Origin of the sequence: Phenylobacterium sp., from assembly GCF_030693805.1 — a bacterium.
GTDB lineage: Bacteria > Pseudomonadota > Alphaproteobacteria > Caulobacterales > Caulobacteraceae > Phenylobacterium.
This window is the reverse complement of the sequence record NZ_JAUXZW010000345.1, coordinates 1-18,698: the sequence shown is the minus strand read 5'-3', so window position 1 is coordinate 18,698 and position 18,698 is coordinate 1. Positions and strand designations below refer to the sequence as shown.

At 68.6% G+C, this 18,698-nt stretch carries 20 protein-coding genes; 12 read left to right on the top strand and 8 right to left on the bottom strand.

The features are described from left to right. The first annotated feature begins 29 nt into the window (after positions 1-29). Positions 30-1,118, top strand: coding sequence for a DMT family transporter (locus tag Q8M88_RS13665; protein ID WP_305597709.1), 1,089 nt, complete (start codon positions 30-32; stop codon positions 1,116-1,118). On the opposite strand, the gene Q8M88_RS13660 is transcribed toward Q8M88_RS13665, so the two are convergent. The 4 genes from Q8M88_RS13660 to Q8M88_RS13645 form a co-directional block, all read right to left on the bottom strand. Continuing rightward, positions 1,115-3,016, bottom strand: coding sequence for a PAS domain-containing hybrid sensor histidine kinase/response regulator (locus tag Q8M88_RS13660; protein WP_305597708.1), 1,902 nt, complete (start codon positions 3,014-3,016; stop codon positions 1,115-1,117). The genes Q8M88_RS13665 and Q8M88_RS13660 overlap by 4 nt on opposite strands. Positions 3,017-3,193: 177 nt before the next feature. Then, positions 3,194-3,988, bottom strand: coding sequence for a pyrroline-5-carboxylate reductase (proC, locus tag Q8M88_RS13655; protein ID WP_305597707.1), 795 nt, complete (start codon positions 3,986-3,988; stop codon positions 3,194-3,196). A 67-nt stretch (positions 3,989-4,055) separates the two neighbouring features. Then, a complete protein-coding gene (locus Q8M88_RS13650) occupies positions 4,056-4,559 on the bottom strand; it encodes a YbjN domain-containing protein (protein ID WP_305597706.1) in 504 nt (167 codons plus the stop codon). Positions 4,560-4,686: 127 nt separating this feature from the next. Continuing rightward, on the bottom strand, positions 4,687-4,938 hold the full coding sequence (locus Q8M88_RS13645) for an accessory factor UbiK family protein (protein ID WP_305597705.1): 252 nt from the start codon (positions 4,936-4,938) through the stop codon (positions 4,687-4,689). 114 nt (positions 4,939-5,052) lie between these two features. Between Q8M88_RS13645 and lgt the strand changes: the two genes are divergently transcribed. The 10 genes from lgt (at position 5,053) to Q8M88_RS13595 (ending at position 14,998) form a co-directional block, all read left to right on the top strand. Then, the gene (gene lgt / locus Q8M88_RS13640; RefSeq protein ID WP_305597704.1) at positions 5,053-5,925 is read left to right on the top strand and encodes a prolipoprotein diacylglyceryl transferase; all 873 of its coding nucleotides are present in this window, start codon (positions 5,053-5,055) and stop codon (positions 5,923-5,925) included. Next, entirely contained in the window at positions 5,912-6,973 is a 1,062-nt protein-coding gene (locus Q8M88_RS13635; protein WP_305597703.1) for a class I SAM-dependent methyltransferase, read from the top strand. Before lgt ends, Q8M88_RS13635 begins: the two co-directional genes overlap by 14 nt. Beyond that, positions 6,970-7,770: a peptidoglycan editing factor PgeF gene (pgeF, locus tag Q8M88_RS13630; protein WP_305597702.1), complete on the top strand. Its 801-nt coding sequence runs from the start codon at positions 6,970-6,972 to the stop codon at positions 7,768-7,770. Before Q8M88_RS13635 ends, pgeF begins: the two co-directional genes overlap by 4 nt. Positions 7,771-7,813: 43 nt before the next feature. Continuing rightward, positions 7,814-8,749 (top strand): ribose-phosphate pyrophosphokinase, encoded by a 936-nt coding sequence (locus Q8M88_RS13625; protein ID WP_305597701.1) that lies wholly within the window; start codon positions 7,814-7,816, stop codon positions 8,747-8,749. 115 nt (positions 8,750-8,864) lie between these two features. Next, a complete protein-coding gene (locus Q8M88_RS13620; protein WP_305597700.1) occupies positions 8,865-9,914 on the top strand; it encodes a hypothetical protein in 1,050 nt (349 codons plus the stop codon). Between the two features lie 144 nt (positions 9,915-10,058). Further along, positions 10,059-10,676, top strand: coding sequence for a 50S ribosomal protein L25/general stress protein Ctc (locus tag Q8M88_RS13615; protein ID WP_305597699.1), 618 nt, complete (start codon positions 10,059-10,061; stop codon positions 10,674-10,676). A gap of 44 nt (positions 10,677-10,720) precedes the next feature. Further along, on the top strand, positions 10,721-11,332 hold the full coding sequence (gene pth, locus Q8M88_RS13610) for an aminoacyl-tRNA hydrolase (protein WP_305597698.1): 612 nt from the start codon (positions 10,721-10,723) through the stop codon (positions 11,330-11,332). Between the two features lie 85 nt (positions 11,333-11,417). Continuing rightward, positions 11,418-12,515 carry a redox-regulated ATPase YchF gene (ychF, locus tag Q8M88_RS13605; protein WP_305597697.1) on the top strand — a complete coding sequence of 366 codons (1,098 nt, stop codon included), beginning with the start codon at positions 11,418-11,420 and terminating at the stop codon, positions 12,513-12,515. Positions 12,516-12,528: 13 nt separating this feature from the next. Beyond that, positions 12,529-13,206, top strand: coding sequence for a dienelactone hydrolase family protein (locus tag Q8M88_RS13600; RefSeq protein ID WP_305597696.1), 678 nt, complete (start codon positions 12,529-12,531; stop codon positions 13,204-13,206). After that, positions 13,193-14,998, top strand: a complete 1,806-nt coding sequence (locus Q8M88_RS13595) for a hypothetical protein (RefSeq protein WP_305597695.1) — start codon at positions 13,193-13,195, stop codon at positions 14,996-14,998. Before Q8M88_RS13600 ends, Q8M88_RS13595 begins: the two co-directional genes overlap by 14 nt. On the opposite strand, the gene Q8M88_RS13590 is transcribed toward Q8M88_RS13595, so the two are convergent. Both Q8M88_RS13590 and Q8M88_RS13585 read right to left on the bottom strand, forming a co-directional pair. Further along, positions 14,919-15,392 carry a hypothetical protein gene (locus Q8M88_RS13590; RefSeq protein WP_305597694.1) on the bottom strand — a complete coding sequence of 158 codons (474 nt, stop codon included), beginning with the start codon at positions 15,390-15,392 and terminating at the stop codon, positions 14,919-14,921. The two genes, Q8M88_RS13595 and Q8M88_RS13590, sit on opposite strands and share 80 nt — an antisense overlap. Positions 15,393-15,438: 46 nt before the next feature. Then, entirely contained in the window at positions 15,439-15,966 is a 528-nt protein-coding gene (locus Q8M88_RS13585) for an adenine phosphoribosyltransferase (protein ID WP_305597693.1), read from the bottom strand. 117 nt (positions 15,967-16,083) lie between these two features. On the opposite strand from Q8M88_RS13585, the gene Q8M88_RS13580 reads away from it, so the two are divergent. After that, complete coding sequence (locus tag Q8M88_RS13580) at positions 16,084-16,902, top strand: hypothetical protein (protein ID WP_305597692.1); 819 nt, start codon at positions 16,084-16,086, stop codon at positions 16,900-16,902. Between the two features lie 42 nt (positions 16,903-16,944). Here the strand turns inward: Q8M88_RS13580 and Q8M88_RS13575 are convergent, their stop codons facing one another. Next, positions 16,945-17,793: a cytochrome c1 gene (locus tag Q8M88_RS13575; protein ID WP_305597691.1), complete on the bottom strand. Its 849-nt coding sequence runs from the start codon at positions 17,791-17,793 to the stop codon at positions 16,945-16,947. A gap of 7 nt (positions 17,794-17,800) precedes the next feature. Beyond that, the coding region (locus tag Q8M88_RS13570; protein WP_305597690.1) for a cytochrome b N-terminal domain-containing protein at positions 17,801-18,698 on the bottom strand (898 nt) is incomplete at its 5' end.

The window sequence follows — 18,698 nt, the reverse complement described above, 5'->3', positions numbered from 1 at the left end:
GCCGGACGTGGAAGGCGTTATTCCTAGGTATGGTCGCGAGGACACCTGGCCCGCTCAACACCGGCGTCGTGATGGCGCTGGCCTCGGCTGCGCTGTTCGGCGCAAGCACGCCGTTCGCAAAGCGCCTGCTCGGCGAAGGGGTCGATCCCTGGCTGCTCGCGGGACTGCTCTACCTCGGTTCCGGCCTGGGCTTGAGCGGCTTGCGACTTGCCCTCCGTCGCGAGTTCGCCGCGGCCAACAGCGAGGCGTCGCTCAGGCGCGGAGACCTGCCGGTTCTGGGGCTTGTGGTTCTACTCGGCGGCGCAATCGGGCCGGTTCTGTTGATGTGGGGCCTGACCAGGACGTCGGCCTCGTCCGCTGCGCTGCTGCTGAATGCCGAAGGTATCGCCACCATGGTCATCGCCTGGGTGGTGTTTCGCGAGAACGTCGACCGTCGGCTGCTGGCCGGTGCGGCGGCGATCATCGGCGGTGCGGTGGTTCTGTCCTGGCGCGGAGGTCCGGAGGGCGTCGGCCTGGGCGCTCTCGCGATCCTCGGCGCATGCATGGCTTGGGGCGCCGACAACAATCTGACCAGCAGGCTATCGTGGGCCGACCCGACGCAGATCGCGATCGCCAAGGGGCTGGCGGCCGGCGGCGTGAACGTGGTCATCGCCTTCGCCATGGGAGCCGCGACGCCAACGGGGGCGGCGGCTGTGCAGGCCGCACTGCTCGGCTTCCTGGGTTATGGGCTCAGCCTCGTACTGTTCGTCCAGGCGCTACGGCGCCTGGGCGCGGCGCGCACCGGCGCCTACTTCTCTACCGCTCCGTTCATTGGTGCGGCGCTGGCGGTCGTCCTGCTGGGAGATCGTGTGACGGCGCAGTTGTTGATCGCCGGCGCTCTGATGGCGATCGGCGTCTATCTGCATCTATCGGAGCGGCACGAGCACGAACACGAACACAGTCCGCTGACTCACGCCCATCGCCACACGCATGACGCCCATCATGAGCATATCCATGCTGCGGGTGAGAGCGTCAGCGAACCTCACAGCCACACTCATCATCACGGGGTGATGAGGCATCGCCACCCGCATTACCCGGACCTTCACCACAGGCACGGGCACGGCCACGGCGGACGTTAGGCCCGCAGCGCCTCAGGCTCGAAGTCGTCGTCCGCGTCGGTGAGCACGGCGTCCAGAGCTTCGAACAGGCGCTCCGCGGCGATCGGCTTGGCGACGCAGCAGTCCATGCCGGCGGCGACATATTCCGCCATCTGGCGGGCCATGACATTGGCGGTGATGGCGATGATCGGGGTGCGGGCGCGGCCGGTGGAGGCCTCGCGCCGGCGGATCCTTCTTGCCGCGGTCGGCCCGTCGACCACCGGCATCTGCACGTCCATGAGGATCACGTCGAACTCGTCGGCTTCCCAGGCGGCGATCGCCGCAGCGCCGTCTTCGACCACCACGGGGTCGACGCCGATCTGCAGCAGCAGGGTCCTTAGCACCAGCTGGTTGATCGGATTGTCTTCCGCCGCGAGCACCCGCAGCGAGCGTTCGGCGCGCGGCGCAGTGGCGACGAGCGCGGGTTCGAGCGACAGACCCGCCTCGGAAATCTTCGGCATCGGCAAGGTGACGGTGAACACCGAACCCTGGCCCAGTGCGCTGTCCACCTCGATGGCGCCGCCCATCAACTCCGCCAGTTGGCGGCAGATCGACAGGCCAAGGCCGGTGCCGCCGAACCGCCGCGTAGTGGTGGCGTCGGCCTGGGTGAAGCTGTTGAACAGCTTGCCGACCACGTCCGGCGCGATGCCGATGCCGGTGTCGGAGACCACCAGGCGCACCAGATCGCCGTCGCCCCAGGCCGCCACCTTGACCTCGCCGGCCTCGGTGAACTTGACGGCGTTTGAGACCAGGTTGTTAAGCACCTGGCGCAACCGGTCGGGATCGCCCTTGTAGACACCGGACGCGCCGCCCAGGTCGAGCGTCAGGGCCAACCCCTTGGCTTCGGCGATCGGGCGGAACGCCGCCTCGACACTGCGCGCCAGCCGCGCCAGATCGAATTCCAGCGCCTCCAGCTCGAGCTTGCCGGCTTCGATCTTCGACAGGTCGAGAATGTCGTTGAGGATCGTGAGCAGCGCCTCGCCCGACTGACGGATCACGTCCAGACGCTCACGCTGCACCGAGTCCAGCGGATCGTGGGCCATCGCCTGGACCATCCCCATCACCCCGTTCAGGGGCGTGCGGATTTCGTGGCTCATATTGGCCAGGAAGGCGCTCTTGGCGAAGTTGGCGGCCTCGGCATGCGCCTGGCCGGCCTCGGCCACCTTGCGCGCCGTGATGTTCTGCAGCGCGCCGATCAGGCGCAGCGGCCGGCCCTCGACGTCGTTGATCAGCTTGGCGGTCGAAGCGACCCAAACCTCACGTCCGTCGGACCGGTCGATCCGGTACTCCGCGCGGAACGGCAAGCCCGTGCGCTTGGAATGCTCCCAGGCGGCGATCGCGCCGGCCCGGTCGTCCGGATGCACGGAGCACCACACATCCTCGGCCAACGCCTCAAAGGTCATCGGGGCTTCGAAGAAACTGTCGGACGCGCCTTCCTTCCACAGGGTGCGCGATGCGAAGTTCATCTCGAAGACGTGCAGCTCCGCTTCTTCGACGATGATCCGCAGACGCTCTTCCGAGTGCGCCTGCTGTTTGGCGACCAGGGCTCGCTCGTAGTCCCAGCCGATGGAGTCGGCGAGATCGGTCAGGGCTTCGGCGAGGGCGGCGTCGAACGCTCGGCGCTCGGCGCTGCGCACATAGAGCGCGGTGCCTTCGCCCTTGAGGCCACGGATCGGCGCGGCGGCGAAGAAGCCGTCGAGGCTGTCCAGCCATACCAGCTGGCCGCCCAACGCTGCGGCCAGCGGCAGTTCGGTGCGCTCCGGATCCGGCAGAACGCCGACCTCGGCCCCGACGAACAGCGCGCGCGCAATGCGGAGCGCGCGGTCGTAAGCCGGCTGGACCGAGATCAGACCAAATGGCGGTGCGGGAGTGGCGGACATGCGTCCTCGGGCTATCGAACAACCCGTAGGTAAGCCTGAAGCTGATCAACCGACCGTTAAAGCGGTCTCTGCTGACCGTCTCCACTTTGCAACACCTGCGCTATGCACAACAATTATGCACATTGTCGCACCCGTTTTAGTTGTGGTTGCAACCTGCTCCTGGACTCGTGTGGCGAATTATCCGCCAAGTTCCTTTGAGCGGCGCACGGCGCGCGCCACAGCCTCGCGCAATAGTGGATTCAGGCCGCCATCGCCCAGCAGCACGCCGAGCGCCGCTTCAGTGGTGCCGCCGGGCGAGGTGACCTGCCGGCGGAGTTCAGCCGGCTCCTCGCCGGTCTTGGCCAGAAGCGCCGCAGCGCCGCCGATCGTGGCGCGCGCCAATCGCGAGGCGTCGGCGCTGGAGAGGCCCGCCTCTACACCCGCTGCTTCCAGCGCCTCAACGAAGGCATAGAGATAAGCCGGCGCCGACCCCGAGACGGCGGTGGCTGCGTGCATCTGCGCCTCGTCCAGCAGGTCGACGACCTCGCCCAACGGCTCGAACAGCGCGCGCGCCCGCAACCGCGCCTGCGGATCGTCGGCATAGAGGCTGGCGGTCCCCCGGCCGATCGTTGCCGCCGTGGTCGGCATCACGCGCGCGACGCTGCGCCCGCCGAACTCCAAAGTCAGGTCATCGAGCCGAACGCCGGCGGCGATGGAGACCACGATGGCGCTGGCGTGCAACCAGGGCGCCACCTCGACCGCCACCTCGCGCCAGATCTGGGGTTTCACCGCCAGCACCACGGTCCTGGCCTCGGCCAGCACGCTGTCATGGGGATTGAGCCGCGCGCCCGCCGCCTGGGCCGCATCGGCGACAGGTCCGGCCATGGGATCGCGCAGGATCAATTCGGAAGCATCGAATGCGCCGGCCAGCCGCCAGCCCTCGATCAGCGCCCCGCCCATGCGGCCAGCGCCCAGCAGCAGGATGGGGGTCATCGGCGTCAAGTCTCCCGGCGGCGTTCAGCCCATCCTTAGGAGGACGCCGTTCGAAAGTGGAGGCTCTTTAGGCCTCGCCCACCGTCTCGAACATGCAGGCGGCGATGGCTTCCTCAGGCGACTTGCCGCCCTGCACCAGGAAGTCGAACGCCGGATAGAAGCGGTCGGCGCCTTCCATGGCCAGATCGATCATCGCCGCGGCCTGGGCCAGCGACGGCTGCTCGCCGGTCATCAGCGCCATGCCATGGCGGAAGATGATCTCGCCGTCGTCCCACAATTCGAAGTGGCCCAACCAGACGCGCGGATTGATCGCCGCGATCAGTTCGGCCGCCGCGGTGCGGCGTTCCCGGGTGACTTCCAGGTCGAGCGACAGGCAAAGCTGCAGGCAGTCGCCCTCGGGACGCCAGGCGAACCACAGCTCGTAGTCCTTCCAGTCGCCGCTGAGATTGAACGCGAGATCCCCGTCCTCGGTGCGATCGAACGCCAGGTTTTCCGCCGTCAGGACGTGCTCGACGACTTCGAGAGGGTCGTTGGCCATCAGGACGGATTCGTCAGACAGGGTCCTGTCCATATCGCCCGAGGTCCTTTCGCGTACGGCGGCGGGCGGGGAAATCGCCCGGCGAATCGCCAGTTCTATTTGAGGGTAGTCCGCTTCCCGCACGCCACGTCACCGGCTTCTTGTGCGGGGCGAGCAACATTCACGTGTTTGGGGCCACGTCGTCCGTCGAAGCCTGCACGCCGCGCAGCGTCGCCACTTCGGCGCGCAATGCGGTGATCTCGGCCTTCAGCGCCTCGAACTCCTCGCGGCGGATCAGGTCGAATTCAGCGGCCACCTTGTCCGCCTGGGCGCGGAAGGCGGTCTTGGCCTCTTCGCCGGCGGCCTGGGCGAGGCCCATGGCGGCGGTGGTCAGCTTGGCCATTTCGTCAAGGAACGGGTTCTGCGTTTGCATCTCGGGCTCTGGTAGGCGGCTCTAGGGCGCCGTCCGTCTCTATATGGGCGCAGTGGGGGTGAAAGCGAGGGGCATCTCGTCTAAACCCGGCTCACCACTTGGAGATGCGCCGCGGTGACGTTCCCCGAAATCGACCCCATCCTGCTTCGGATCGGGCCGCTCGCCATACGCTGGTACGCATTGGCCTATGTCGCCGGCATCCTGCTCGGGTGGCGCTATGTCGCAGGGCTGGCGCGAAGCCCGCGCCTCGCGCCGATGCGTGGGCCGGCCGCAACGACACCGCAGATCGACGACCTGATCCTGTGGCTGACCCTCGGCATCATCGTCGGGGGCCGCCTGGGCCACGTGCTGTTCTACACCCCCTCGCTGATCTGGACGAACCCGCTGGAGATCCTGCAGGTCTGGCGCGGCGGCATGAGCTTCCACGGCGGCGCCATCGGGGTGTTCACCGCTATCGTCCTGTTCGCGCGCGGCGCCGGACTGGACCTGTTTCGCCTGGGTGACCTGATCGCAGCCGCCGCGCCGATCGGGCTGTTCTTCGGGCGCATCGCCAACTTCGTGAACGGCGAGCTGTGGGGCCGGCCAACCGACCTGCCCTGGGGCATGGTGTTCTGCAATCCGCAGATCATCGAGACCTACGGCCATTGCCCGGCGGGTCTGGCCCCGCGCCACCCCAGCCAGCTCTACGAGGCGGCGCTCGAAGGCGTCGTCCTGTTCCTCATCCTGCTGTTCTCGGTCAGGAAGGGCATGCTCGACCGACGCGGCGTGGTCGCCGGCGTTTTCCTGTTGGGCTACGGCCTGATCCGCATCGCGCTTGAGACGGTCCGCGAGCCTGATTTCGGCATGCCCGCATTTCCGACCATGGGCATGATGTTGAGCGCACCGATGGTGCTCGCCGGCGCCTTCCTGGTCTGGCGAGGCCTGCGCGAACCTCTGCCTGCAACGCCAGTGACGGTTCCTGCAGCGGACGTCGATGAGCCTGCGTGAACGTCTGATACGGCAGCTTACAACGTCGGGCCCGATCGACGTGGACCAATACATGACCGCGTGTCTGCACGATCCCGACTTCGGCTACTACGCTACACGCCCGGCGCTGGGCGCGGCCGGCGATTTCATCACCGCGCCGCTGGTCAGCCAGATGTTCGGCGAATTGATCGGCCTGTGGCTGGCCGAGTGCTGGACGCGGCTCGGCCGCCCCTGCGCGGTGCGACTGGTCGAGGTCGGCCCCGGCGACGGGACGTTGATGGGCGACATCCTTCGCGTCGCCACGCTGGTTCCGGGGTTCCGCGAGGCGCTCGAAGTCTGGCTGGTGGAGGCGTCCGCCCCGCTAGCGCAGCGGCAGCAAGAACGTCTCGGCGATCGACTGCATTGGGTCGGCGCGCTGTCAGAGGTCGCGGGCGAGGCGCCCGTCCTGCTGATCGCCAACGAGCTGCTCGACTGCCTGCCCGCCCGCCAGTTCGTCCGCCGCGACCGCGCCTGGGCCGAACGGCTCGTCGGCGTGGACGCGGACGGCGGCCTTGCCTTCGGCCTGGCGCGCACCCCCGCGCAAGGCTTGCTGCCCGACGCGCCGCCCGGAGCAGTGCTGGAGGTCTCGTCTGCCCAGGCCGCGTTCGGCGCCCATCTGGGACGGCTGGTCGCCGACCACGGCGGCGCGGCGCTGCTCATCGACTACGGCCGCGCGGAGCCCGGCTTCGGCGATACCCTCCAGGCCTTGCTGGCCCACGCCAAGGTGGATCCGCTCGCCTGTCCCGGCGAGGCGGACCTCACCGTCCACGCAGATTTCCCCGCGGTGTTGGCCGCGGCCCGCGAACAGGGCGCGCTGACCGCGACGATCCTCACCCAGGCCGAACTGCTGTCGCGGCTGGGCGTCGTCGAGCGCTGCGCCGCGTTGAGCGCATCTCGACCCGACAAGGCCTCGCAACTCGCCCGCCAACGCGAGCGGTTGACCGCGGCCGACCAGATGGGCGAGCTGTTCAAAGCCGCCTGCATCCACAGCCCCGGCTGGATCCCACCCGCATTCGAGGAGGCCGCATGAGCGGACTGGAAGTCCTGACCTCGCAGATCCTCGACCTGGCCGGCGTCGAGCACGCGTTCTTCACCCGCGTCGGCGGGGTGTCGGAGGGAATCTACGAGAGCCTCAACCTGGGCTTGGGATCCAAGGACGATCCAGGCCGCGTGCTGCAGAACCGCCGTCGCGTCGCCGAGCGGATGGGGACCAAGCCTGAATCCGTGCTCATCGCCTATCAGGTCCACTCGGCCCTGGTGGTCAGCGCCGATGCGGCGTGGGAAGACCGCCCCGAGGCCGACGGAGTGGCGACCGGCGCGCGAAGCCTGGCCTGCGGCGTGCTGTCGGCTGACTGCGCGCCGATCCTGCTGGCCGACGCCCAGGCCCGTGTGGTCGCCGCCGTCCACGCGGGCTGGCGCGGCGCCCTCGACGGCGTGGTCGAGGCCGGCGTCGCGCGGATGGTCGAGCTGGGCGCGCGGGCCGACAACATCAGCGCGGCGATCGGCCCTTGCATCGGCCCGTCGTCCTACGAGGTCGGACTGGAGTTCCTTGAACGCTTCGAGGCCGCCGATACAGGCTATGGGCGCTACTTCGCCGCCGGGCCGAGCGACGACAAGCGCCGCTTCGACCTGCCGGCCTTCGTGCTCGACCGCCTGCGCGCGGTCGGCGTCTCGCGCTGCGAATGGATCGGCCGCGACACCATGATCGAACCGCGCCTGTTCTATTCCAATCGACGCGCCTTCAAGCGCGCGGAACCGGACTATGGGCGACTGCTGTCGGCGATCATGCTGACCGAACCCGGCGGAGGGTTGCTAGGCGCGCCCTGACTGCTAAAACGCCCGCGCGATAAGCCTATCATTCGGGGGTCTGATGAAGCTGCTGGCCGGCAACGCCAATCGTACGCTCTCCCAGGCCGTGGCCTCTCATCTGGATCTGCCGTTGACGCGCGCCCAGGTGAAGCGCTTCGCCGACAACGAGGTCTGGGCGACCATCGACGAGAACGTCCGCGGTGAGGACGTCTTCATCCTGCAATCGACCAGCTATCCGGCCAACGACAACCTGATGGAGCTGCTGATCTGCATCGACGCGCTGAAGCGCGCGTCGGCCAAGCGGATCACCGCGGTGATGCCCTACTTCGGCTACGCCCGTCAGGACCGAAAGACCGGCGGCCGCACGCCGATCTCGGCCAAGCTGGTCGCCAACCTGATCACCCGCGCCGGCGCCGACCGGGTGCTGACGATGGATCTGCACTCCGGCCAGATCCAGGGCTTCTTCGACATCCCAACGGACAACCTACTGTCCGCGCCGATCCTCGCCCAGGACATCAAAGAAAACTACGAGCGCGCGGCCGAGCTGCTGATCGTCTCCCCTGACGTGGGCGGGGTTGTGCGCGCGCTGGCGCTGGCCAGCCGGCTGAACGCCGACCTGGCCATCGTTGACAAGCGCCGCTCCGGCCCCGGCAAGAGCGAGGTCGCCAACATCATCGGCGACGTCAGCGGCCGACGCTGCGTGCTGTTCGACGACATCATCGACGGCGGCGGAACGCTCTGCAACGCCGCCGAGGCGCTGATCGAGGGCGGCGCGGCGGAGGTTTCGGCCTTCGTCACCCACGGCGTCCTCTCCGGCGCGGCGGTCGAGCGGGTGAACAGCTCGGTGCTGAAGGAGCTGGTGATGACCGACTCGATTGAGGGTCCGCAGCACATCGCCGCCTCGGGCAAGATCCGCTACGTGAGCTGCGCTCCGCTGATCGGCGAGGCGATCCGGCGCATCGCCAACGAAGAATCCGTCTCCAAGCTGTTCGATTAGCGCTCAGACGGCCTCCACGGCGACGCTTGGTCAGCTTCGGTTAAGGACGGTAGACACATTGTCGCCCGTCGCGCCGTGCTATCTTCGTAGGCGTAATTTGAGGGAAGATTTGCCGATGGCTCGTGCTGTCTGGGTCCGTTCGGCCCTGTCCGTCGCCGCCGCCGCTGCGGCGCTGGTGATCACCGCCTGCGCCGGGCCGAGCGCCGGTCCGCCCGCGCCGCCGGCTCCCGCCGTGTCGCTGGCCCCCAAGGTGATCGAGCAGGCCAGCGCCTATCGCGCCTACATGGCCCGCAGCGCCGCGATCTCGCCGGCGTTTTCCGACGGCGCTTCGGTCTCGGGCGCGCTGCGCACGGCCGCGGCCTACGAACCGCGCCAACTGGTTCAGGGCGCCGTGGCCTATGGCGCGATCGCCGCCCTGCAGGATCCCGCCTACGTCGCCGGAGTCCGCACCTATTCGCGTGATGTGACCCAGCGCCAGTCGATCGCCCAGGCGATCATCCGCAATCCCGCCTATGCCCTGAGCTTCCCCGGCGCGCCCACCGCGGCCGGACTGGTCACCACCGCGCTCGGCGAGGACGGCCGCCGCGTGTTCGAGCAAGGTAAGCAGGTCAAGCAGGCGGCCTACAGCGTCCAGCATTTCTCCTGGTCCAAGGCCGACGTCGCCAACCGCGATATCCGCCTGGCGCAGGCCAAGAGCCTTTCGACGATGCCGCTGAGCGGCGACGTGGCCGAGTCCTTCCGCCTGCAACAGGCCGCCGGCGGCGGCGCGCCGCTGGGCGTGGTCGCCGCTCAACCAGGGGCCCCGCCCTATTCGCCCCTGGTGGTCCGCAGCCTGGCGCTGGCCGCGCTCGCCGTCCTCGGCGAAGCCGGCGAGGCCAACCTGGTGCAACTCACCTCGGTGATGTCGGAGCCGGTCGCCGGCTCGTGCCTGAACATGTCCAAGCTGAACCTCTACCAGTGCCTGGCGGTGTCGAAGCCGCACTACGAGGACGTGTTCTGCATGGGTCAGCACATCCTGATGGACACCGGCATGTGCGTGCTCAAGGGGGCCGGCGCGCCGAACCCCGTCGACGTGCTCACGTCGCCGCTCACCGTGGCGTCGGCGACCCCCGTCGCGACCCAGACGCCGATCGCCTCACCGACGTCGGGCGTCCGCAAACCCTGAGCCTCAGCCCGCGTCGAATTCGTCGCGTCGCGGGCGTTGCCAGCGCGGGCTCAGGCGTGTATCTACCCGCACCCTTCAGATCTTGAGCGGGTTAAGACCGTCGCCGCGCAGCTTCGCGCGGCGGCTTCGTTTTGAGGCGAGGCCATGGCCGATATCGTACTGAACGTTGAAGTGCGCGAGCGCACCGGAACCGGCGGCGCCCGCGATGCGCGGCGCGAGGGCAAGGTGCCTGGCGTGCTGTATGGCGGAACCCAGGCCCCGGTGGCCATCGCCGTGCGCGCCAACGAGTTCCGCAAGGCGCTCTATACGGGCAAGCTGCTGGGCCACCTGGTGACCCTGAAGCACGGCTCGGAAACGCAGCCGGTGATCGCCAAGGCGATCCAGGTGCATCCGGTCACCGACGAGCCGATCCATTTCGACCTCTACCGGGTCGACGCTCACCAGCAGATCAAGATCTCCGTGCCGGTCCACTTCACCAATCATGAAGCCTCGCCAGGCATCAAGCGCGGCGGCACCCTGAACATCGTCGCCCACGAGATCGAACTGCTCTGCCCGGCCGACCAGATCCCGGAAGAGCTGAGCTACGATCTCGATGGCCTGGACATCGGCGACGCGATCCGCGTCTCCGCGTTCGCGTTGCCCGCAGGCGTTTTGGCGACGGCCGACCCGGAATTCGTGGTCGCGATCATCGCTGGTTCCTCCGCGCAGGCGTCTGAAGAAGCCGGCGAAGGTGAAGAAGGCTCCGAGGCCGCCGGCTCCTAACCGGTCCGGCCCCTGCCCTAGCTCGCCCTGAGGGGAACGGCGCCATGCTGATCCTCGCAGGGCTGGGCAATCCCGGTGATCGCTACGCCGGCAATCGACACAATTTCGGCTGGTCGGCGGTGGACGCCATCGCCGACCGCTGGCGTTTCGGGCCAGAGCGTCGGCGCTTCCAGGCGCTGGCGCGCGAGGGCTCCATCGAGACGCCCTCAGGCGCCGTGCGCGCGCTGATCCTCAAGCCGCAAACCTTCTACAACGAGAGCGGCCGTTCGGTCGGCGAAGCGCTGAAGTTCTTCAAGCTGCAGCCCGCCGACCTCGTGGTGTTCTACGACGAGATCGACCTCGCCCCTGGTCGTTTCCGGATGAAGACCGGCGGGGGCGCGGCCGGGAATAACGGCGTGCGCTCGATCGCCGCCCAGGTCGGGCCCGAGTTCCGCCGCGCGCGACTGGGCACCGGTCATCCGGGCGATAAGGCGCTGGTCCAGGGCTTCGTGCTGTCGGATTTCCACAAGGCCGAGGGGGACTGGGTCGACGCCCTGCTGCGCGCCTGCGCCGAGGCCGCCCCCCTGCTGGCCGCTGGCGAGGACGAGAAGTACCAGACCGAAGTCATGCGCCTGGCCCCGGCCGAGAAGGCCGATCCCCGCGGCGCGCGCGACTGACGGGGCGGCGCAGCGGCGGTTCCCGGCGACAAGCCCCGCGTGCTCGGCTAAACCGGCGCCCAACTGCAAACCCCTCGAGATCCGAATGGCCCTGAAAGTCGCGATCGTCGGCCTGCCCAACGTCGGCAAGTCCACCCTGTTCAACGCCCTGACCCAGACGGCGCAGGCGCAGGCGGCCAACTATCCATTCTGCACGATCGAACCGAACGTCGGCGACGTGGCGGTGCCGGAACCACGGCTGGAATCGCTGGCGACCATCGCCGGGTCCAAGGAGATCACCCCCGCGCGGATCAACTTCGTCGATGTGGCCGGCCTGGTGCGCGGCGCCTCCAAGGGCGAGGGGCTGGGCAACCAGTTCCTGGCGAACATTCGCGACACCGACGCGGTGGCCTTCGTCACCCGCTGTTTCGAGGACGACGACATCACTCACGTGGAGGGCCGGGTCGACCCGATCTCCGACCTGGAGATCATCGAAACCGAACTGATGCTGGCCGACCTGGAGAGCCTGGAAAAGCGCATCCCCAACCTCGATAAGCGCGCCAAGACCGGGGACAAGGAATCGGCCACGACCCTGCGGCTGGCGAACTTAGCGCTGGCCGAGCTGAACCAGGGGCGTCCGGCGCGCAACGCCAAGGTCCCGCCCGAGGACGAGAAGGCCTGGCGGATGCTGCAGCTGATCACCTCGAAGCCCGCGCTCTATGTGGCCAACGTCGACGAGGCCTCGGCCGAAAGCGGCAACGCCCACTCGGCGCGTGTCGCCGAACGCGCGGCCCGCGACCACGCCGAGACGGTGGTGATCTCCGCCCAGATCGAGAGCGAGATCGCCCTCCTTGACGCGGGCGAGCGCGGCGACTTCCTCGAGACCCTGGGGCTCAGCGAGCCGGGCCTCAACAAGCTGATCCGCGAGGCCTTCAAGCTGGTCGGTCTGCAGACCTATTTCACCGCCGGCCCCAAGGAGGCGCGCGCCTGGACCATTCCGGTGGGCGCCACCGCGCCGCAGGCGGCCGGCGTGATCCACACCGACTTCGAGAAGGGCTTCATCCGCGCCGAGACCATCGCCTTCGACGACTATGTGCGGCTGAAGGGCGAGGCGGGCGCGCGCGAGGCTGGCAAGATGCGCCAGGAAGGCAAGGAGTACGTGGTCCAGGACGGCGACGTGCTCAACTTCCGCTTCAACGTCTGAGGACGCTTCGCGCATGGGCGAGACCGTACGGCTGAGCGGCGCGGACGGCTTCGTCTTCGACGCCTATCACGCCCAGGTCCCCGACGCGCGGCGCGGCGGCTTGGTGGTCCTGCATGCGGTCTGGGGCGTCACGCCGCATATCCGCGAGCTGTGCGACGCCTATGCCGAGCACGGCTACGAGACCCTCGCACCCAGCCTGTTCGACCGGTTCGAACCCGGTTTTGCGGACCAGAATACCGACCCCGCACGCCTCGCCGGCCAGACCGCCTACGCAGAGCGGACGGGCTGGGGCGACACCACCACGGGGGATGTGCAGGCGGCGATCGACGCCTTGAAGGGCCCGGTGTTCGTCCTGGGCTTCTGCTTCGGCGGGACGGCGGCGTGGCTGGCGGCCTGTCGCTGCGAGGGCGTCTCCGCCGTCTCCTGCTTCTATGGCGGCCACATCATCGACTACGTCGCCGAGACGCCGCGCGTCCCCACGATCCTGCATTTTGGCCGCGAGGACGCGCTGATCCCGCCCCAGGATGTGGAGGCGATCGGCGCGCGCCATCCGGACCTGCCGATCCACATGTACAAGGCGGGCCACGCCTTCGTCGCGCCGAGCGGCTTTCACGCGGATTCGGCGCAGCTCTCCACCTTGCGCACCCTCGCCCTCTTCGCCCGCAATGGCGGCGGCCGTGGCGACGCTTAACGAACGCGAGCCGATCGACCGCCCGCGCTGGGGCCCCGCCCATCTGCTCGGCCTGGCCGTGGCCGGCGTAGTGCTTCTGCTGCCGGCCTATGTCGCGGCGACCTCGCTGATCGCCGTGCTCTCGACCCACCAAAGCGTCCCCTACATGGACCAGTGGGCGACGGTGAACGAGTACCGCGCCCTGCTCGATCACGGCCTGCGCTTCGAGGACCTGTGGCGTCAGCATAACGAGCACCGGATCCTGTTCCCGCGGATCATTCTGCTGGGGGACTATGTACTCACCGGCGGGTCGAACTACCTGAACACCGCGGCGATTTTCGCGATCCAGGCCATGGGCGCGCTGTTGTTTCTGGTCATGGCGCGCGAAGGTGGCGGCACCCCGCTGAAGGCCTGCGCCGCCGCCGTCGCCGCGGCCGGGCTGTTCAGCCTCCTGCAGTGGGAGAACCTGGTCTGGGGCTTCCAGGTGCAGTTCGTCGGCGTCTACTGCTGCGCCGCCTGGGCGATCTACGTCTTCTGCCTCGGCGCGCGCGATGCGCCTGTCCTGAACTGGCCGAGGTTGGGCCTCGCCTTCGCCCTGTTGGCGGTGGCGAGCTTCTCGATGGCCAACGGCGTGCTGGCCGGCGCCGCCATGGCCGCTGTCGCCGTGATCGCCCGCCTGCCACTGCGCGCCGCCGCCGTGGCGCTCGCGGCGGCGTTTGTCCTGACTGGGCTGTACCTGCACGGCTTCCACCTGGTCGCAGGCCACTCGCCACCGTCCCTGGCGCTCGCCGACCCCCTCGCCTTCGCATCCTATGTCGCGGTCTACCTCGGCGATTGGCGCGGCCTGTGGGGTGTGCAGCAGGCGATGATCCTGGGGTTCGCCGGCATGGCGGGGGTGGCGATCATGGCCGCAACCGTGTGCACCCAGCGCAGTCGAAGTCCGGCGCAGCTCGCGCTGCTGGGCGTCGCGCTGTTCGTCATGGCCAGCGCCGGCGTCACCGCCCTGGGCCGCCTGAGCTTCGGCCTGGAGCAAGCCCTGTCCAGCCGTTACGTGACCCCTTCCGCCTGGTTCTGGGCGGCCCAGCTGACGTTCTGGACGTTACAGGCGCAGGCCCGCGCCGCGTGGTGGCCGAAGCTCATCATGCTGCTCCCGCTCGGGCTCGCCGCGCATCAGATCGTCTTCCTGCAGGGGCAAATGTTCGGCGTGGTCGGGCTGTGGCGCGGCCAGGTGGCGCTGGGCGCCGAGGCGCTACTGTCCGGCGCCGCCGACGACGAGGCGCTGACCCGGCTGTTTCCCGATCCGGCCACGCCGCGCGAACTGGCGGCGTTCTTGCGCGAGCATCGGCTGTCGATCTTCGCCGAGCCGCGAGGCCGCTGGACCGGTCGCCCCCTGCGCCAGGTGCTGAAGGTCGCGCCACGGACAGAGTGCACCGGGGCGTTCGACGCCTGGACGCCGGCGCCCGGCGCATCGGGTGCGGCCTGGAGGGGCGCTGGCTGGGCGTGGGACGCGCTCGCCGACCAGCGCGTCAAGCAATTGGTGCTAGTGGGCGGCGACGGAAGGATCGTCGGCGTCGGCGCGGGCGGCGATAACCGACCGGACGTGCCTCAGGTCGTGCCGCAGGTCGATAACCCCAACGTCGGCTGGACCGCCTCGGCGCGTCCGCCGAAGACCTCGGTGACCGCCTACGCCGTCCTGCGCGACGGCCGCGCCTGCGAGATCGGCGGCAAGGCGGTCACGACGGTTCCTCGATCAGACGGCGCACTTCCGGCAGGCGCTCCAGCACCCGAACCAAGAGCGCCTGGGCCAGCATGATGCCGATCCCCGCTCCGTAACCGGAGAACACACCGGCCGGATAACGCCCGCCATGGGCGACCGCCGCCACCTGCCAGTAGATGAACAGCGCCGCGCCGCAGAGCAGGCCAATGCCGCCCAGAACTGAGGCCGGGGTCTGACCGAATCCGGCCTGGTAGCTCATCCACACATAGCGGCCGAGCAGGCGGCGAAGCGGCGGCGTCGCCAGTGGCACGAGCAGGGAGACGGTCATGAACATCGCCGGCCAGATCAGCGCACGCTGCACGATCAGCTCGCTGCCGCCTGGCAGCACCTGAAAGGCGCGCACGACCGCGCCCGCATAGATCAGCACGGCCGCCGCGGCCGCCACGTCCTGCATCCGCTTGAAGTTCACCCACGCGCGCGTGAAGGCCATGGGTGCGATCCTGACGGGCCCTTTGGGCGCCGATATGGCGAAGGGCTCAGTGACCCTCGAAGGCCACCAGGGTGGAGACCGGCACGCCGGCGGCGCGCAGGCGCTCGGCGCCGCCCAGATCCGGCAGGTCGACGATGAACGCCGCAGCGACGACCTCCGCGCCGACGCGCCTGAGCAGCTCCAGCGAGGCCATCGCCGTGCCGCCGGTGGCGATCAGGTCGTCGATCAGCATCACCCGCTCGCCCGCCGTGATCGCGTCGGCGTGCATCTCGATGGTGTCGACGCCGTATTCCAGCGCGTACTCCGCAGCGACGGTCGTATACGGCAGCTTGCCTTTCTTGCGCAGCGGGACGAAGCCCACCGACAGCTGGTGCGCTACCGCCCCTCCCAGGATGAAGCCCCGCGCCTCGACCCCGGCCACCTTGTCGATCTTGCGGCCGGCGAACGGCTGCACCAGTTCGTCCACCGCGCGGCGAAAGGCGCGGGCGTCGCCCAGCAAGGTGGTGATGTCGCGGAACATGATCCCCGGCTTCGGGTAGTCGGGGATCGTCCGGATCATCTCGGCCAGGTTCATCGGCGCACACTCGCAGGCGGCGGGCCCAGGACGCTCCGGGCAGGCTCCACGCCGTGCGGCGCTTATCGCCGAGGCGCGCGGGCTTGGCTATGATGATCCGAACAGGACGCCTGACGCTTGAAGTGCTTCGCCCGCCTCGTCCTGGCCGCCTCGGCCGCCGCGTTAGCCATCGGGGCCCGCACGGCGAGCGCCGGCGAAACGGCCTGCTGGTTCGAGGGCGCGCAGCTGGTCGCGGCCGCCTCGGTGCATGGGATCGCCGGCGACTACATCATCGACACGGGGACCGCGCGCACCCAGCTCCACGACACCCGCACGCAAGGCGCCGGCCTGTCGACGCCGGAGGACACGGCCGTCGAGCTCCGCGGCGAGGTGCGCTTCGCCGGCCTGCGTCGGACCGGTCAGACGATCGAGGTCGCCGATCTCGACGCGCGCAGCGTCGCCATGCCGACGCCGATCGCCGGCGTCATCGGCGCCGACGTGCTGTCGCACTATGTGGTCGACATACGGTTCGCGCCCTGCCGACTGGCGGTGTGGCGTACGCGTGAAGCGCCGGCGGTGCACGCGGGCCTGGTTGTGCCGCTGCGACGTATGGGCGGCCGGCCCGCGGCCGAAGCGGCGGTGAGCGACGGGACCCGTGCGCGGCGGGGCCGCTTCATCCTCGCCACCGGACAGGACCTTGCGGTGCGTCTGGACGAGCATAACGCCCAGGTTCCCAGTGCGACCGACCCCAAGGAACTCTATCCGGGCGGGATCGGCGCGGCGCGGCTGAGCGAACTGTCGTTCGCCGGCGACCTGATCGCCGAACTGCTGGCGGGCCTGCTGCTGGCCGAGGCGGTCCCGCATGGCGTCGAGGGCGTCATCGGCGCCCCGGTCCTGGCCGGGCACGCCTGGCGGTTCGACTTCCCGCACGGCCGGCTGCTGATGCTGGAAGACTAGGCGCGCGACCCGGCTCCGTAGACGAGACGCGCGACCTGGACGCTAGTGGGCGACGTTGCGCCAGATGCGGCGGTAGCTGACGTACAGCAGGCCGGTGAAGATCAGCAGATAGATCATCGCCCCCAGGCCGAACTGCTTGCGCTCCATCATCTTGGGCTCCGACGCCCAGGTCAGGAACGCCACGACGTCCTTGGCCTGCTGGTCCACCGTCGAGGGCGAACCGTCGTCGAACGTCACCTTGCCGTCCGCAAGCTGCGGCGGCATGGCGATGAAGCCGCCGACCGGCACCTTGTCGTGCGGGCCGCTCCAGAACGCCGTCAGGTCGCCTGGCACGTAGGGATTGTAGTGCTGGGTCGCGCTGGCCTTCAGACCCGCGGGCGGGTTCTTATAACCGGTCAGGATCGAATAGACGTACTGCGGGCCGTGGTGGCGCGCCTTGATGATTACGGACAGGTCCGGCGGTAGCGCGCCGCCGTTCGAGGCCCGCGCCGCCGGCTCGTTGGGGAACGGGTTCGGGAACTTGTCGGCCGAAGTGCCGGCGCGCTGAACCACGTCGCCCGTCTCGGAATCGATGTCGTTGACCTGATAGTCCTTGGCGATCGACTTGACGTAAGGGTTGTCGTTCGAGTTCGGGTATTTCGGATCGTAGAACGGCCCGCCCTTCTGCCCGAGGTTGCGGAACGTCAGCAGGTTCATCGCGTGGCAGGCCGCGCAGACCTCCCGATAGACCTTGTAGCCGCGCTGAAGCTGTTCAGGGTCGAACTTGCCCAGCGGTCCTTCAAAACCAAATTCAACGTGCTTCAGGGGCGCGCTGGTGGTGCCAGACGCCGCCGCCGGGCTCGCAAGACCGAGCAACCCGAGCGCCGCGAGAGCGATACCTTTACGCAGCATCTTAGGCTCAACCTCTATTTTCAGGCGACGCCGCCGCGCCGGCCGGCGTGGTGGCCGGGTGCGACAGGACGGGCTCGGAGATCGATTCCGGAACCGGCGACGGGGTCTCGGTGAGGCCCAGGATCGGCAGGACGACCAGGAAGTAGGCGAAGTAGTAGGCGGTCGCGATCCGCGACAGCCACACGAAACTGTTCAGGTCCGCATCCAGCAGCTGGAAGGTCGACAGCCTCGGGATCACGTGGTCGTCGGGTAGCTTGCCGCCGCAATAGCCCAGCACCAGGCAGGCCAGCAGGAAGATGAAGAAGTACAGCTTCGCCGTCGGCCGATAGCGCATGGACCGCACCTTGGAGGTGTCGAGCCAGGGCAGGATAAACAGCATGGCGATCGCGCCGAACATCAGCAGCACGCCCATCAGCTTGTCCGGCACGGCCCGCAGGATCGCGTAGAACGGCAGGAAGTACCACTCCGGCACGATGTGCGACGGCGTCACCAGCGGGTTGGCCTGGATGTAGTTGTCCGCGTGACCCAGCGCGTTCGGATTATAGAACACGAAGATGGCGAACATGATCAGGAACACCCCGATCGCGAACCCGTCCTTCACCGTGTAGTACGGGTGGAACGGCACGGTGTCGGCCTTGGACTTCACGTTGACGCCCAGCGGATTGTTGTTGCCGGGGACATGCAGCGCCCAGATGTGCAGGCCGACGACGCCGGCGATCATGAACGGCAGCAGGTAGTGCAGCGAGAAGAAGCGGTTCAGCGTCGGGTTATCGACCGCGAAGCCGCCCCACAGCCAGGTGGTGATGGACTCGCCGACGATCGGCAGCGCGCCGAACAGGTTGGTGATCACCACCGCGCCGTGGAAGCTCATCTGGCCCCAGGGCAGCACGTAGCCCATGAAGGCG

Excerpts from the sequence above, each read along its gene's own strand:
- Q8M88_RS13645 (WP_305597705.1), bottom strand. The coding sequence starts at position 4,938 with ATGCAAACGCAGAACCCGTTCCTTGACGAAATGGCCAAGCTGACCACC.
- Q8M88_RS13615 (WP_305597699.1), top strand. The coding sequence starts at position 10,059 with ATGGCCGATATCGTACTGAACGTTGAAGTGCGCGAGCGCACCGGAACC.
- Q8M88_RS13600 (WP_305597696.1), top strand. The coding sequence starts at position 12,529 with ATGGGCGAGACCGTACGGCTGAGCGGCGCGGACGGCTTCGTCTTCGAC.
- ychF (WP_305597697.1), top strand. The coding sequence starts at position 11,418 with ATGGCCCTGAAAGTCGCGATCGTCGGCCTGCCCAACGTCGGCAAGTCC.
- Q8M88_RS13660 (WP_305597708.1), bottom strand. The coding sequence starts at position 3,016 with ATGTCCGCCACTCCCGCACCGCCATTTGGTCTGATCTCGGTCCAGCCG.
- Q8M88_RS13635 (WP_305597703.1), top strand. The coding sequence starts at position 5,912 with ATGAGCCTGCGTGAACGTCTGATACGGCAGCTTACAACGTCGGGCCCG.
- Q8M88_RS13620 (WP_305597700.1), top strand. The coding sequence starts at position 8,865 with ATGGCTCGTGCTGTCTGGGTCCGTTCGGCCCTGTCCGTCGCCGCCGCC.
- Q8M88_RS13585 (WP_305597693.1), bottom strand. The coding sequence starts at position 15,966 with ATGAACCTGGCCGAGATGATCCGGACGATCCCCGACTACCCGAAGCCG.
- proC (WP_305597707.1), bottom strand. The coding sequence starts at position 3,988 with ATGACCCCCATCCTGCTGCTGGGCGCTGGCCGCATGGGCGGGGCGCTG.
- pgeF (WP_305597702.1), top strand. The coding sequence starts at position 6,970 with ATGAGCGGACTGGAAGTCCTGACCTCGCAGATCCTCGACCTGGCCGGC.
- Q8M88_RS13590 (WP_305597694.1), bottom strand. The coding sequence starts at position 15,392 with ATGGCCTTCACGCGCGCGTGGGTGAACTTCAAGCGGATGCAGGACGTG.
- pth (WP_305597698.1), top strand. The coding sequence starts at position 10,721 with ATGCTGATCCTCGCAGGGCTGGGCAATCCCGGTGATCGCTACGCCGGC.
- Q8M88_RS13665 (WP_305597709.1), top strand. The coding sequence starts at position 30 with ATGGTCGCGAGGACACCTGGCCCGCTCAACACCGGCGTCGTGATGGCG.
- Q8M88_RS13575 (WP_305597691.1), bottom strand. The coding sequence starts at position 17,793 with ATGCTGCGTAAAGGTATCGCTCTCGCGGCGCTCGGGTTGCTCGGTCTT.
- Q8M88_RS13650 (WP_305597706.1), bottom strand. The coding sequence starts at position 4,559 with ATGGACAGGACCCTGTCTGACGAATCCGTCCTGATGGCCAACGACCCT.
- Q8M88_RS13625 (WP_305597701.1), top strand. The coding sequence starts at position 7,814 with ATGAAGCTGCTGGCCGGCAACGCCAATCGTACGCTCTCCCAGGCCGTG.